The organism is Paenibacillus sp. (genome assembly GCF_031177825.1).
Classification (GTDB): domain Bacteria; phylum Bacillota; class Bacilli; order Paenibacillales; family YIM-B00363; genus Paenibacillus_AE.
This window is the reverse complement of record NZ_JAPSKE010000001.1, coordinates 241,225-255,294: the sequence shown is the minus strand read 5'-3', so window position 1 is coordinate 255,294 and position 14,070 is coordinate 241,225. Positions and strand designations below refer to the sequence as shown.

Below are 14,070 nucleotides of genomic sequence, written 5' to 3'. Positions count from 1 at the left end.
AAGTACCATGGGATACATTAAGGAGCTAAGGAAATACGTCGGTACGGCGCCGCTGATCATGGCCGGCGCTTGCGTGATCGTCAGGAACGAGGAGGGGCATATTTTGCTGCAAAAGCGAGCCGATACGCTCGACTGGGGGACGATCGGCGGCGCGCTGGAGCTGGGCGACTCCTTCGAGGAAGCGGCGGCAAGGGAACTGTACGAGGAAGCGGGATTGACCGCGGGCGGATTCAAATTCGTCGCGTTGTTATCCGGGAAGGATATGTATTTCAAGTACCCGCATGGGGACGAAATCTATAACGTGATGGCGGTATACGAGGCGGAAGGCGTCGAAGGGGAGCCGAAGGTGAACGACGACGAAGGGTTGGCGCTGGCGTACTTCCCGTTGGATCGGCCGATTCCGGGGCTGCAGCCCTTCTCCGAGCTTGTTCTGAAGAGGGCGGGGTACTTATGAAGACGATCTATCTCATCCGCCACTGCAAGGCTGCGGGCCAGGAAGCGGAAGCGCCGTTAACCGAAGAAGGGATGAAGCAAGCGGAGCGACTAGCGGAAGCCTTGGCAGGGAAGGGGATCCAAAAGATCGTATCCAGTCCGTTCCGACGCGCCGTTCGTTCGGTGGAGCCGCTGTCCCGGCGGCTCGGGATCGACGCCGCCGTCGACGAGCGTCTGAGCGAGCGCGTGCTGAGCGGACGGGATCTTCCCGACTGGATGGAGCATCTGCGGCGATCCTTCGAGGAGATGGACGTCGCGCTCGAAGGCGGCGAATCTTCCCGCAGGGCGACGGAACGGGCGTTGGCGGTCGTGAAGGAGCTCGCGAACGGCGAAGCGAACGTCGTCGCGGCTGCGACGCATGGCAATCTGATGGCGCTGCTTCTGAAGGCGTTCGACGCTTCCGTCGGCTTCGAGACTTGGAAGGCGCTTAGCAATCCGGACGTGTACAAACTTTCATTTCAAGACGGGGACTTCGTGGAGATGGAACGGGTATGGGATGAACGTGCGGGAGGATGAAAGCGAGGCGACGAGATGATTCGAGTGGAGACGAGCATCGTCGTCGATGCCCCGATCGAGACGGTCTTCGACTTGGCTCGGGATATCGACGTCCATACTCGGACGGTGTGGAAGCGCACGAAGGAGCGGGCCGTCGCCGGCAGAACGAGCGGCAGGATCGAATTGGGGGAAACCGTTACGTTCCACGCGACGCATCTCGGGGTGAGGCAGAAGCTGACCTCCGAAATCGTCGAATTCGATCGTCCTCTCAGATTCGTGGATCGGATGGTTCGCGGCGCGTTCAAGCGCATGAGACATGAGCATGACTTCGAGCCGATCGGCGACGGAGCGCAGACGTTAATGAAGGACACGCTGACGTTCTCGGCGCCGTTAGGCCCGCTGGGTTGGCTCGTCGAGAGGCTGATATTAAGACGGTACATGACCCGATTTCTTGAGGATCGCAATGCGGCGCTGAAGAAGCTTGCGGAAGAGACGGAATCCGGATCCCGTGAACAAGTAAAATCTTTACGGACCTAACGGTATCGGATAAGATAGTGCATAGCGGTTTTGGTATCGTATCCCATCGGAGGCGAAACGCATGATCGTGTGGATTAACGGGGCGTTCGGGGCCGGGAAGACGCAGACGGCGTTCGAGCTCCACCGAAGAATTCCGAACTCCTTCGTGTTCGATCCGGAGAACGCGGGTTATTATATCCGTAAGAATGTACCGTCTTCGGCCATGCGGGACGACTTCCAAGATTTTCCAATGTGGCGCGAGACGAACTACGGGATGTTGAAATATATCGACGCGTCGTACGACGGGGTCGTACTTGTTCCGATGACCGTAGTGAATCCGGGCTATTTCGCCGAGATGGCAGGTCGGTTGCGGAGCGAAGGGGTCGTCGTGCACCACTTCGCGTTATGCGCCTCGAAAGACGTCTTGCTGCGTCGGCTCCGAAGTCGAGGCGACGGCGAGCGCTCCTGGGCCGCGAGGCAGATCGATCGGTGCATCGAGGGCTTGCGCGACGAGACGTTCCGACATCACCTCGATACGGACGGTTGGAGCGTGAGCGACAACGCGGAGCGCATCGCGGCGCTCGCGCGACTCGAGCTGCTGCCCGACGATCGGAGCGCTTGGCGCAAATCGTGGGATCGGCTGCGCACGCAATGGAATCATATTCGCTTCTTTCAATAAGAACAAGGAGTATGGAATGGGACGATTCGGCATCGCGTACTTATGATTTTGGTGCGTTTTCCAACCAAGAGACCACATCGCGCATTGACCTGTAAAGACTCATCCGAAACGGAGGTACGTCTTTGGAGATCCGAGTGTTTGGGGACGTAGGGGAACGGCTGGTCATTAAGGTACGAGGGTATGCATACCCGGATGCGAATTGTTATTGGGACGGCAACTGGCTCGCATGCGACGTAGAGGCGGCGACGCCGGGCATCGCGGCTTCGTACCCGACCGCGATCCGCACCGAAGAGTTCCGGGCGCTCATGGTCGAGATCGAACGGCTGTCGTCCTCTCGAAGCGGGAAGGCGCGTCTGGAAAATATGGACGATACGATCGGGTTGACGCTGCAAGTCGATAAAGCGGGAAGGTTGGCGTGGTCCGGCAGGCTGACGCCTCCGACCGGCCGGCGGACGACGTTGGCGCTAGGGTTCCTCGCCTCGGCGGAGGCGTTGCCGGAGCTGATCGGGCAGCTGCGGGACGTCGTCGATCGGTACCCGGTGCGCGGAACGGCGTCGGGCATCCTCGTCGAAAGCATTCGAAGCACGGATTGATCGAAAGAAAGAAGGGGCAGCATTCGCATGACGACGATCGGTTGGATTCGTCACGGCGTGACGGATTGGAATATGGAACGAAGAGCGCAAGGACAAACGGATATTCCGCTCAACGACGCCGGCCGGGCGCAAGCCCGGCTCGTCGCGGAGAGGCTGAAGAACGAAGAAGCATGGGACGTCGTCTACGCGAGCGACCTGTCGCGCGCGAAAGAGACGGCGGATACGATCGGGGCGGCGCTGGGGCTGCCCGTACGCGTCGATCCGCGGCTGCGGGAAATCTCCTTCGGGACGCTGGAAGGAACGACGCCGGACGAGCGCGTGCTGCAGTTCGGTTCCGCTTGGGAGTCGATGGACTTCGGTCGGGAGATGCCGGAAGCCGCAGCCGCTCGCGGCGAATCGTTCGTCGCGGACGTTCTCGACCGCCATCCGGGAGAACGGGTGCTGATCGTCAGCCACGGCGCGTTGATCGGGAACACGTTGCGCCGATTGGCGCCGGAGGCGGAGATGAACGAGCATCTAGGCAATACGTCCGTAACGATCTTTACGTTCGCGGACGCGAAATGGACGTGCGAGCTATACAACTGTACGAAGCATATCGGAGAACGGACGTAAGGAAGCCTGTCCGCTGGAAGCCCAAGAAGGCCGCCTCGAAGTCGCAAACGACTTGGGGCGGCCTTCGATGCGTTGCGTTCACCCGTCGGAACCGGTCATGTCGTCCACCATGGCGCGCATCGCCTTGACGACGGTTTTCTTGTACCGCACGGCGACGAGCAGCACCTTCACCTGCTGCAGCCGCGTCAGCCGCTCGAATCGCGGTTCCTCCTTCGCGAACGCGCGGATGATCGACCAGCCGGCGGGCGTGATTTTCTCCGGGTGGAATTTCGGAAACTTCCTCGGCAGATTGCGGTTGCGGAATTTCCGGATCCAGGACGGGACGGATGCGGCGGGCGAATCCTTGGATTCGTCGAGCACGCAAGGGGCGTACAGTTTATTCGTATGAGCTTTCATATACCGGTAACGGTCGTGTCCGCCGACGACGGTAAAGCTGCCGTCCCGGCGGTTTCTCTTCACGGCAAGCAGGTTCGAGCTATCCCAGACGACGGCGCGCAGTTGCTTGATGCGTTCGGTGATGCGGACGGTGGCGGACGCGTCGATCTTCTTCAGAGGTATATACTGAATCGTGAATCGCATATACATCCTCTCCTTGCTCATGTATATGACCGCCTTTCGTTGTCCTATACGCCGCGCCGCTCGGCGACTGTCCCTTGCAACCCGACCTCGTCGAACATAGGGTGAATATCGTATAAGGACATAGGAGGGCGAATGTATGGGGAAAGCGTTGCGGGTCGCGATGGCGATGAAAAATTTCAACGTCGGCGGCGTACAAACCTACGTTTATACTGTGACGAAGACGCTGCTCGAACTTGGCGTCTCGGTGTTGGTCGTCGCTGCGGCGCCGACCGGTCCGCTGCTGCCGAAATTCGCCGCGCTCGGCTGCGACGTTCGCGGCATCGACGCCGAACATGCGGCTTCGTTGCCGAGGTCGTTGCTTGAAGAAGGCGTGAGCGTGATCAACGCGCATCATGCGGACGTGGCATTGCTGTTATCGGGAGCGGCGGCCGCCGCGGGAATACCGCTCGTATTCACGGTCCATTACCGAGGCGATGGCAACCTCGCGCTGAAGTCCGCCGTATCGCATTACGTCAGCGTCAGCCCGGCCCTGCAGGCTTGGCTTCGAGCGAACGGCATCGAGTCGGTCGTGGTACCGAACGCCATCGATACCGAGCGCTTTCGCGACAGAGGCAGCGGACTCCGTTCCGTCTGCGGGATCGATCCGGGCGTTCCCGTCTTGGCGTACGCCAGCCGATTGCATCGAAAGAAAGGGGAGATCGGCAAGCTTGTGCTTGAGGCGTTCGACCGAGAGCTCGCGGAGACGTTCCCGGAGGCGCACCTTCTAATGGCCGGCGACGGTGCCGACGCGGAGTGGCTCTCGGGGCTCGCCCGCAAGTCGAGGCATGCCTCTCGCATCCATACGTTGGGCTACGTCGAACAAATGCCGGAGTTTTATTCGGCGGCCAGCGTCGTCGTCGGGACAGGGCGAATCGCGTTGGAAGCGATGTCCTGCGAACGGGTCGTCGTCGCCGTGGGCGTGAAAGGCGATGTCGGGTTGGTAACGCCCCCTCTGTACGATTATGCATGGCGGAAATATTACGGAGATCATGGAGCCGATTGGAGACCGACGGCCGGTTCGATCGCGGGAGCTTCGCGAATCGCCTTGTCCAGTCCTTCGCTGCGGAGCGAATGGGGGAGACGGGGGCGGGAGGAGATGATTCGCAGGTTCGACCGTCTTCAGGTCGCAAGAATCCTTATGCGATTGTATGAGCGAGTAAGGAGGGAAGGCGATGCCGGATAAGTTAATGATCGTCGCCCATCCGGATGACGAAAGCATCTTCGGCGGCGCCGCGCTGCTTGAGGGGAGAGGGTGGAAGGTCGTTTGCGTCACGAACGGCAACAACCGGGTCCGGCGCGAAGAATTCGCTAAGGCGATGCGTTACGTCGGTGCGGAGCGCGACATCTGGACATTTCCGGATCGGCGGCGCGGCGATTTCGATCGTCCGGCGCTCAAGGAGGCGCTGCGCCGAACGATCGAGGAACGACCTTACCGCGTCATCGTTACGCACGGGCCTGAAGGAGAATACGGACACCCTCAGCATGTGGCGTTGTATGAAGTGCTGCAGGAGCTGGCGGGGGACCGGCTGCGAACGTTCGCTACTTGCGAACACCCATTGGACTTGGCGATCTTGTACCGAAAGTTGAAATTGTTACGATTCTATAAGAGCCAGGACTTGGACCGTTACAAAGCTTACGTGTTATTCGAAAAAGGAAACCTTCTCGGGTAGGCGCCTATCAAAGGCGTCCCGTTCGCGTCCGGAAGGTTAATTCCATTGCGAACCTAAGCGTTCCAGGCTTCCTCGAGCAGCTCGGAATTGATGGCCACGCCGGCCAACGAACCCATGGAAGCGGCGGCCACGACCTGATACAGTTCCGTCGCCGCGTCGCCGGCGCTGAAGATGCCCGGAACGCTCGTCTTGCCGAAAGGGTCGACGACGACGGAGCCGGATTCCGATACGCGGCAGCCCATCGCCATCGGAAGCTCGGAGCCGGCGGCAAGCCTTGGCGCGAAGAAGATCCCCGTGCAATGGATGCGCGTACCGTCTTCCAGCTCGACGTGTCGGACCATGCCGTCGACCGACGCGATGCGCCGGATCGGCGACGCATAGGAGGGGACTTGATGCCTGGAGAGCTCCTCGCGTTGTTCCTCCGTCCATCCCTCGGGTCCGTTGGTACAAAGGGTGAGCCGACGCGACCAGCCGGAAATCGTCTTGGCCATATGCAGCGCTCTTGCGCCGTTCGCGATCAGGACGAGCGGCTGATCCCGCAGTTCCCATCCGTCGCAATACGGACAGACGAAGGCACTCTTCCCGTATATTTCCGACAAACCGTCGATATGTACCGGGAGGTCTTTCTTGCCGACGGCGAAGAGCAGCTTCTTGCTCCTTACGATCGTTCCTTGCGCGGTCGCGATTCGGAAGTCCCCGTCGACGCCGGAGATCGACACCGCGGCGTCTTCGACGAAACGAACGGAAGGGTAGGCCTCGATTTGCTCTCGCGCGATTCGCCGAAATTCGGCCGGCGGAATGCCGTCTCTCGTTAGGTAACCGTGGGATTCGCGGGTGACGCGGTTTCGCGGGCGCCCTTCGTCGACGACGACGACGTCTTTTCTCGCTCGGCCGAGCACCAACGCCGCGCTTAAGCCGGCCGGTCCGCCTCCGATCACGCAAGCGTCAAACAATCGGTTCATGTTCCTTCCTCCTGTCGAGCACCCATTGAATGGTATGTTCTCGTAAATACTGAAGCAGTCGTTCCTCGGCGCCGTCCATCACCTGATGAATGAGGCATTGCGGTTTCGAAGGACGCTGCGCGTCGGTATGGAAACATTCGTATAGATGTTGGCGGCCTTCGATGACCTGAATGACGTCTAAGAATGAAATTTTTTCGGGAGACCGAGCCAGCTCGTATCCGCCGCTCGCTCCCGTCACGGCGCGGACGAGGCCGTCCTGCCTTAGTTTGGACATGACCTTAGATAAGTAGCTTTCAGGGATGCCGAGCGATGCGGAAAGCTCCTTAATGCCTACATTGACCCCGGGCTCCGATCGGGCGAGTCGAACCAGTGCGTGAAGCGCGTAGCTGGTGCTTTTGGAAAATTGAATGATGCGCACTCCTTTCCGTACGTAATTAGTGACTATTATAGACCTGTAATGTCCATTATTGCAATAGCACGCGCTATATGAGAACATATGTTTGGTGGCAAACAGCGGTCGGGTCGTTCCGGTATGCTATAGGTAACTGCTTTCGCGGAATGGGAGGAGTTCCCTCCCGATCAGTAGAATTTGTAAGGTTATACGCAGTTTGGAAAAAGGAGCGAACCCTCATGACGATCGCGATGCGCCAGTTATATGAAATCGTGCAAGGGAGTCCACTCGCGAAGAAGATTTGGGTCGTCGACAGCTACGCGGCCGGTCGTCAGACGGTGCAACGCATAGCCAGGGAACTCGGGCCTGTGACGAACTTGGAGATCGCGACGGTCGAAGGGCTCGCCCGGTCGCGGGCTTTGCCGGCGCTGGCGGCGGCCGGCTTAACTTACGCTTCCCGCGGGGAGACGTATTGGATCGTCTTCTCGCTCATGCGGTCGGCGACGGCGCCTTGGAGCGGCTATGTTCCGCCGGCGCTCGTCACGTCGGGCGTCGCGGACCGGTTTCATCGCGCGCTGACGGAGCTTCGGGAAGCGGGCGTTTCCTCCGAAGACGTCGCGGTCGAGGCGTTCGAGCAGCGGGCGAAGGGCGAATACATTCGCGGATTGTATTCCGCCTACGAAGAAGCGCTGGCGCGACACCGTATCGTCGACTTCGCAGAACTGACCCGCTTGGCGGCTCCGGCGCGGACCGACGCGGCGTCCGTATTCCTCCTGGACGGCGGCGTTCGGTTGTCGGAGGTCGCTTGCGCGATGCTGGAGCGGCTTGCCGGGGATCGCGGGGCGCTGCGGCTTTCGCCGGAGCCCGACTTCCTTGCGCCGGAATCCTACTTCCCGATCGATGCCGTCGATTGGTTTCGAGCGCTCGGTCCGCTTTCGGAGTCGAAGGAAGCGTTGCGGCGGGCGGCGGCGAGCGGCGTACCCTGGGACGATTGCGAGCTGCTGTTGTCCGATTATGCGGGGTACGCTCCGATTCTTTACGGGCTTTGCCGTCGATTCGACATTCCCGCGACGTTCGCGGGAGGCTTGCCGATTGGATTCTCTCCGCTGGGGAAGGCGGCGCTGGGCTACTTGGATTGGTTGGCGTCCGGTTATCGGGCGGATGCGCTCGCGAGCGCGATGAAGCTTGGCGGCGTGAGGCCGCCGGAGGACGCCGAATTCCAGCGTAGCGACGCGATCCGGCTGCTGGAATCGTCCGGCATCGGGTGGGGGCGGGAACGGTACGTTCTGCTGACCTCGCATCCATATGAACGAGATTCGGACCGCTCCGCGGCCGATTGGCTCGACCGCTTGATCCGGGGGTGGCTGCTGCCCGTGCCGACGAAGGCGAGCGATTGGTCCGCGGCGGCCGTCGCCGACGGATTGGCCGCCTTCCTGGCCGACTGCCGGCCGCCGGCCGCAGCCGCCGACGCGAGCGTCGTCGCGGCCGTCGCGGAGCTGCGCGAGCAGCTCCAGCGGTGGGCCGCGGATCCCATCGGCGCGGCGGACGCTTTGTCCGTCGTCCGCCGGCGGCTCGAGGGTTGCGCCGTGGAGGCGGAATCGTCGCCGCAGCCCGGCAAGCTTCACGTCGCTTCGCTCGAGCAGGGGGGCCTCTCCGGGAGAAGGCTCTCGATCGCGCTCGGCATGAGCGAAGAGCATTGGTCGGCGTCGGTTCGTCAAGATCCCGTGCTGTTGGACGACGAGCGCGTTCGATTGTCCGACGCGCTCGAGACGTCGGGCGGCCGCGCCTTGCGGGAGAGAGAGGCGCGAGGTCGTCGACTCGGTTCCGTTCGCGGCCGCGTCGTCTTCGGATACAGCAGTCTGCGCCTTGCCCAGGACGCCGAATCGAGCCCGGCCTACGAACTGCTGCAGCTGTATCGCGCGGCCCGCGGGGAGCCGGAAGCCGACTTCGAGACGCTGGACGCCGCGATCGGCGAGCCGGCGGGTTGGATCGGCGCCGGCGGCTTCGCGGCGGATCTCGAGGACGGCGTGACGCGAGCGCTGCAGTCGCCGGATCGGATGCTGAGAGACGGCGCGGCGGAGGTGTTCCGGTTATTTCCTTCGCTGGCGAACGGCGCGGCCGCGGTCGCCGCTCGCATGAAGCCTGTCGTCGGTCCGTACGACGGGCTCGTGCCTTCGCTCGCGCACGGCGCCGCGATCGGGGACGGGACCGAAGCCGCTTCCCCGATCCGATTGATAAGCGCCAGCAAGTTGGAGACGTATGCGAAGTGTCCGTTGATGTTTTTCTACCAGGACGTATTAGGCGTCCGCCCGAAGGAAATCGTCGAGTACGACCGGACCCGATGGCTCGACGCCATGCAGCGAGGACAGCTGCTGCATGACATCTTCTGCGACTATATGAGCGAGACGGCGAAGCAAGGAGGGCATGACCGGGGCAGGTTGGAGGCCATTTGCGAACGGAAGCTGCTGGAGGCGGCCGCTCAGGTACCGCCGCCCAGCCCGCATATCTACGCGAAAGAATGCGATGCCGTCCGGAAAGACGTAGCCGTATTTTGGCGGATGGAATCCAGGCGCGAGTCGAAGCCGCGCTGGTTCGAGCTGGAGCTGCACAAGGACGAAGAGGCGTTCGCCTTGGAACTGGCGGACGGATTCCGTCTTTCGTTGCGCGGCTACGTGGACCGGATCGACGAGGTCGGAGAACATCGATACAAGATTATCGATTATAAGACGGGGCAGCCGAAGTATTACGACGAAGGGGCTTTCTTCGCCGGCGGTACGCAAATTCAGCACGCGCTGTACGCTCTGGCCGTCGAGCAGTGGCTGCGACGAACCGGGGCGGATCCGGAAGCGCGCGTGACGGAAGCGGCGTACGCGTTTCCCACCGAACGCGGCTTGGGCGAGGAGGTGTCCCGGCCCCAGGAAGGGCGCCGCGACGACACCGTGGCGCTGTTGCGGCGTACGCTGGAGGCGATCCGCGGAGGATTGTTTCCGCCGACCGATAAGCCCGAGTTATGCCGTCGATGCGACTATGCGGCCGTCTGCGGTTCGCATGCCGAATGGAAAAAGCATGCGCGCGCCTTCCCGGAAAACCGGGATCGACTCGCGCCATTGTTGGAGGTGAACGGCAGTGTCTGACGTTACGTTGATTGCCGCGGACGAGGAGGCGCGCCGGCGCATCGCGACCGACCTGGATACGTCCTTCGTGGTAGAAGCGGGGGCCGGTTCGGGGAAGACGACGTCGCTCGTCGCCCGGATGATCGCGCTGGTCGAATCGGGGAAAGCCGAGGTGCGGCGAATGGCCGCGATTACGTTCACGAATAAGGCGGCCGCCGAGCTGCGCGGCCGATTCCGGATGAAGCTCGAACAGCGACTTCGGGACGCCGAGGACGAGACGACGCGGTCGCGGTTGTCGCTCGCGCTGCGCCAAATCCCCGAAGGGTTCGTCGGCACGATCCATGCCTTCTGCGGCAGACTGCTCCGAGAACGGCCGATGGAAGCCGGACTCGACCCCGAATTCGCGGAAATGGACGAAGCGGAAAGCCGGGAGCGCTTGCAGTTGTATTGGGACGATTATTTGCTCGAGCTGCGGGAGAGGAACGAATCGGCGATCGACGCGTTGGCGGGGGTAGGCGTTCATGTCGAAGACTTGCGCGCCGTGTATCTGTGCGTCGCGATGTACGAAGACGTCGACGTGTTCACGGAGGACGCGCCGAGGCCCGATTTCGACCGGCTCCGGCTGTCGCTGCTGCCGCTGATCGACGAAGCCGTACGCGCGCTGCCGACGAACCGTCCGGAAGGCGGGTGGGATCCGCTGCAGCAGGCGCTGCGCGCCGCCGCAGCGTTCCGGCGCAGCCGCGACGTCGAAGACGACTTGACGCTGCTGGCGCTGGCTTCGACGTTCGACAAGGCGATCGGCGTCACGCAAAAGCGCTGGCCGGACCCGAAGACGGCGAAGGCGCTTAAGGAGAGGTTCGCGGAGTGGCGGGCCGATGTGCTGCTTCCTTTTCTAAGAGCCTGGAAGGAGTACTTGCACCCGCAGGTGGTCCGTTTCGTGCTGCCGGCGGTGACTTATGCGCGGAAGCGGCGGTTGCAGGAAGGCGCCTTGTCGTTCCAAGACCTGTTGATGAAGGCGACGACGATGCTTCGCGAGCGTCCCGAGGTGCGGCGCTACTTCTCTTCGCGGTACGCCCGACTGTTCGTGGACGAATTCCAAGACACCGATCCGGTGCAGGCGGAGATGATGCTGCTGCTCACCGGAGCGGACCCGGAAGTCGACGAGTGGCGGAGGCTGCGTCCGAAGCCGGGGTCGCTGTTCATCGTCGGCGATCCGAAGCAGTCGATCTATCGATTCCGCCGCGCGGATATTTCCACGTATAATCTCGTGAAACGGATCATGCGGGAATGCGGGGCCGTCTTGCAGCTCACTCGGAATTTTCGCTCGGTCCGTTCAGTCGGCGATTTCGTCAACTACGCGTTCGAAGGGAAATTCATGCCGCCCGGCAAGTCGGACGATACGCAGGCGGACTTCGTCCGAATGCTGACGACGCGCGCCAATCCGACGGGGAAGAGGCAACGGCACGGCGTATATACGTTAACGTCGCCCAAGGCCGAGTACGATCGGAAGGCGGACATCGCTTCGGAAGACGCGGATCGGATCGCGCGTTGGATTTCCTGGGCGTGCGACGGCAATCTGCAGGTGGCGGATCGGGAAGGCGGCATGGAGGCGACGCGTCCCGCCCGCCCCGACGACTTCCTCGTGCTCTTGAAGTATCGCGAGTTTATCGGTTTGTATGCGGAGCGGCTCGAAGCGTACGGCATTCCTTCCGACACCTCCGGGAGCCAAGTGATGTATGACGAGCTCCGCGCGTTGCGTTTGCTGGCGGCTTGCCTCGAGGATCCGTCGGATCGGGTGCCGTTGCTCGCGACGCTTCGCGGCCCGCTGTTCGGCGTCAGCGATGAAGCGTTGTATGCTTACACGATGGAGGTCGGACGGATCTCGTTGTACGGGAGCGCGGACGGAGAGGAAGCCGACGAAGGCGCTCCCGCCGGGGCGCCGGTCAGAGCGGCGTTGGCCGCGTTGCGGGCGATGCTGAGCATCGTGCGCAAGGAGCCTGCGCTAAGCGCATTCCTGCGGCTGACGGAACGACTCGGCCTATTGCCGTACGCCGCGGGGTCGCCCTCGGGCAGCATTCGCGCCGGTACGCTTACGAAGCTGTACGAGACGATCGCGGGTCATCCGGAGGCGGCGTCCGACTGGGGCGCCTTGACCCGACTGCTCGGCGAGATCGCCGATGCGAACGGACTGGAAGGCGCCTCCCTGTTCGCGGGGACCGGCCGCGCGGTTCGCATCATGAATCTGCATAAGGCGAAGGGGCTGGAGGCGCCGATCGTCTTCCTGGCGTGTCCGTGCGGCGACTCGGACCGCGACGCGACCGAGCATATCGACCGGTTGCAGGAGCCGGCCGCCGGGTACTTCGCCATTACGCGGCGGAAGGAATTCCAGACGGAAGTCATCGCTCAGCCGGTCGGTTGGCCCGAGGTCGCCGAGAAGGAGCGCCTGTATATGCATGCCGAACGCGATCGGCTGCTCTACGTTGCGGCGACGCGGGCGAAGCAGCTGACGATCGTCAGCCGGTATCCGTATAAACCCGCGATCGACCCGTGGAGCCATCTCGGGCCGGCGTTGGAGGGTCAGCCCGAGCTGGACGACGTGCAGCGCGGGGAGCGTCCGAGAGAGCGTTGGGACGGTCCGTTCGACGCGGAGGAGGCGCTGCGCGCATGGCGCGAGGCGCACGCCAAGGCGTCCGCGCCGTCGTACTCCGTCGCGAGCGTCACGTCGCTGGCGAAGGGGGGCGCGGCCGACGCGTCGCCGCCCCGGCCTTCCGCAGGGCGCGGCGCGGCGTTCGGCACCGTCGTGCATCGCGCGTTGGAGGCCGTCGGCAACGGCTTGGCGCGAGGCGAATTGGACGCGTTCGTGCGCGTCGCGTCGGCGGAAGAGGCGCTCGACGCTACGTACGCGGCCGAGGCGCTCGCGATGGTCGACGCCGTGTTGGCGAGCGACTTGTGGCGCCGCGCCGAGCTAGCCTCGCGCCGCTATCACGAGTTCACGTTCACCGCTGCGGCTCGCGAAGACGGCATGGATTACATCGTGAACGGAGTGATCGACCTCGTCTTCGAGGAAGACGACGGCGGATGGGTGATCGTGGACTTCAAGACGGACGGCATGGCGGTCGAGGACGAGGCGGCGTTCGCGGCGTTTTATGCCCCTCAGGTCGAGGCGTATGCAGAGTATTGGAGGCGGCTGACCGGCGCGGATGTGAAAGAAACCGGGCTGTTGTTTCTTCACACCAACCGTTATGTGCGCACGGAGCCGATCGCCGCTCCGTCCGAGCCGGAAGCAGGCTAGTCGCCTGAGCGGCCCCGCCTGCAGTCGGCCGGCGGGGAGGAGGATGAAGAAGAGCGTACGAACATACGTTCCGTGACAACCGGTTGTCGTCACCCTCCACTACAATTCTAAGTAACGAAGCATAACGAGAGAGGGAGCGACACGAAATGAACATTCATCTGACGGAGCAGGCGTATGCGGCATTCGCGGGTCGGGAGGGAGCGAACGCGAACGCGCAAGGGCGCGAGGAGCTCCAAGCCCGACTACGGGCTTGCGCGGAAAGCGGCGCCTTCGCGAGCGTCCAATGGCAAGGGAGACCGGCTTTGTACGCGCTTGACGCGTACTGGAGGTACGAGGCGCAAGCGGACGTCGTCGCGTTGACCGACTGCGTCGGCGTGTTCCGCGCCGTGACCGTATCCCGATGGGACCGGTCGGATCGGCAGCCGGAGCGCCGGCTGCGGAACGCGGCGGTCGCGGAACGGCAAGCCTGAACGAAACCCACGATTCGGCGGGAAGGCGCCGGGATCGTGGGTTTTCTTTTGTTCGTTTTCCGAGTTCGTTCCAACGTGTTATAATAGGTCACACTGGATTTACATCCGGTCTGGAACCTCCCTCTTCGCGATCACATACCGTATAGCAGGGAACATCATCGGGGGAA

14 protein-coding genes are annotated in these 14,070 nt (G+C 62.5%); 11 read left to right on the top strand and 3 right to left on the bottom strand.

The features are described from left to right. Positions 1-7: 7 nt before the first annotated feature. The 6 genes from RIN49_RS01090 to RIN49_RS01065 all read left to right on the top strand — a co-directional run bounded on the left by RIN49_RS01090 (position 8) and on the right by RIN49_RS01065 (position 3,387). Positions 8-454, top strand: a complete 447-nt coding sequence (locus tag RIN49_RS01090) for an NUDIX hydrolase (RefSeq protein ID WP_309118313.1) — start codon at positions 8-10, stop codon at positions 452-454. Continuing rightward, a complete protein-coding gene (locus RIN49_RS01085) occupies positions 451-1,008 on the top strand; it encodes a histidine phosphatase family protein (protein ID WP_309118312.1) in 558 nt (185 codons plus the stop codon). The genes RIN49_RS01090 and RIN49_RS01085 overlap by 4 nt, the downstream gene beginning before the upstream one ends. A 15-nt stretch (positions 1,009-1,023) precedes the next feature. Further along, positions 1,024-1,524, top strand: coding sequence for an SRPBCC family protein (locus RIN49_RS01080; RefSeq protein ID WP_309118311.1), 501 nt, complete (start codon positions 1,024-1,026; stop codon positions 1,522-1,524). Between the two features lie 61 nt (positions 1,525-1,585). Next, positions 1,586-2,182, top strand: coding sequence for an AAA family ATPase (locus RIN49_RS01075; RefSeq protein ID WP_309118310.1), 597 nt, complete (start codon positions 1,586-1,588; stop codon positions 2,180-2,182). A gap of 122 nt (positions 2,183-2,304) precedes the next feature. Next, a complete protein-coding gene (locus RIN49_RS01070) occupies positions 2,305-2,775 on the top strand; it encodes a WapI family immunity protein (RefSeq protein ID WP_309118309.1) in 471 nt (156 codons plus the stop codon). A 27-nt stretch (positions 2,776-2,802) separates the two neighbouring features. After that, on the top strand, positions 2,803-3,387 hold the full coding sequence (locus tag RIN49_RS01065) for a histidine phosphatase family protein (protein WP_309118308.1): 585 nt from the start codon (positions 2,803-2,805) through the stop codon (positions 3,385-3,387). Between the two features lie 78 nt (positions 3,388-3,465). Here the strand turns inward: RIN49_RS01065 and RIN49_RS01060 are convergent, their stop codons facing one another. After that, on the bottom strand, positions 3,466-3,987 hold the full coding sequence (locus RIN49_RS01060; protein WP_309118307.1) for a hypothetical protein: 522 nt from the start codon (positions 3,985-3,987) through the stop codon (positions 3,466-3,468). Positions 3,988-4,102: 115 nt separating this feature from the next. Here RIN49_RS01060 and RIN49_RS01055 point away from each other — a divergent pair, with 115 nt between their 5' ends. Continuing rightward, entirely contained in the window at positions 4,103-5,188 is a 1,086-nt protein-coding gene (locus RIN49_RS01055; RefSeq protein WP_309118306.1) for a glycosyltransferase, read from the top strand. After that, positions 5,178-5,675 (top strand): PIG-L family deacetylase, encoded by a 498-nt coding sequence (locus RIN49_RS01050; RefSeq protein ID WP_309118305.1) that lies wholly within the window; start codon positions 5,178-5,180, stop codon positions 5,673-5,675. Before RIN49_RS01055 ends, RIN49_RS01050 begins: the two co-directional genes overlap by 11 nt. 53 nt (positions 5,676-5,728) lie before the next feature. On the opposite strand, the gene RIN49_RS01045 is transcribed toward RIN49_RS01050, so the two are convergent. Next, positions 5,729-6,637, bottom strand: a complete 909-nt coding sequence (locus tag RIN49_RS01045; RefSeq protein WP_309118304.1) for an NAD(P)/FAD-dependent oxidoreductase — start codon at positions 6,635-6,637, stop codon at positions 5,729-5,731. Continuing rightward, positions 6,621-7,046, bottom strand: a complete 426-nt coding sequence (locus RIN49_RS01040; RefSeq protein WP_309118500.1) for an RrF2 family transcriptional regulator — start codon at positions 7,044-7,046, stop codon at positions 6,621-6,623. Before RIN49_RS01040 ends, RIN49_RS01045 begins: the two co-directional genes overlap by 17 nt. A 221-nt stretch (positions 7,047-7,267) precedes the next feature. On the opposite strand from RIN49_RS01040, the gene RIN49_RS01035 reads away from it, so the two are divergent. The 3 genes from RIN49_RS01035 (at position 7,268) to RIN49_RS01025 (ending at position 13,903) form a co-directional block, all read left to right on the top strand. Beyond that, the gene (locus tag RIN49_RS01035) at positions 7,268-10,162 is read left to right on the top strand and encodes a PD-(D/E)XK nuclease family protein (protein WP_309118303.1); all 2,895 of its coding nucleotides are present in this window, start codon (positions 7,268-7,270) and stop codon (positions 10,160-10,162) included. Next, positions 10,155-13,433, top strand: a complete 3,279-nt coding sequence (locus RIN49_RS01030; RefSeq protein ID WP_309118302.1) for a UvrD-helicase domain-containing protein — start codon at positions 10,155-10,157, stop codon at positions 13,431-13,433. Before RIN49_RS01035 ends, RIN49_RS01030 begins: the two co-directional genes overlap by 8 nt. A 146-nt stretch (positions 13,434-13,579) precedes the next feature. Continuing rightward, positions 13,580-13,903 carry a hypothetical protein gene (locus RIN49_RS01025; RefSeq protein WP_309118301.1) on the top strand — a complete coding sequence of 108 codons (324 nt, stop codon included), beginning with the start codon at positions 13,580-13,582 and terminating at the stop codon, positions 13,901-13,903. The last annotated feature ends 167 nt before the right edge of the window (positions 13,904-14,070 follow it).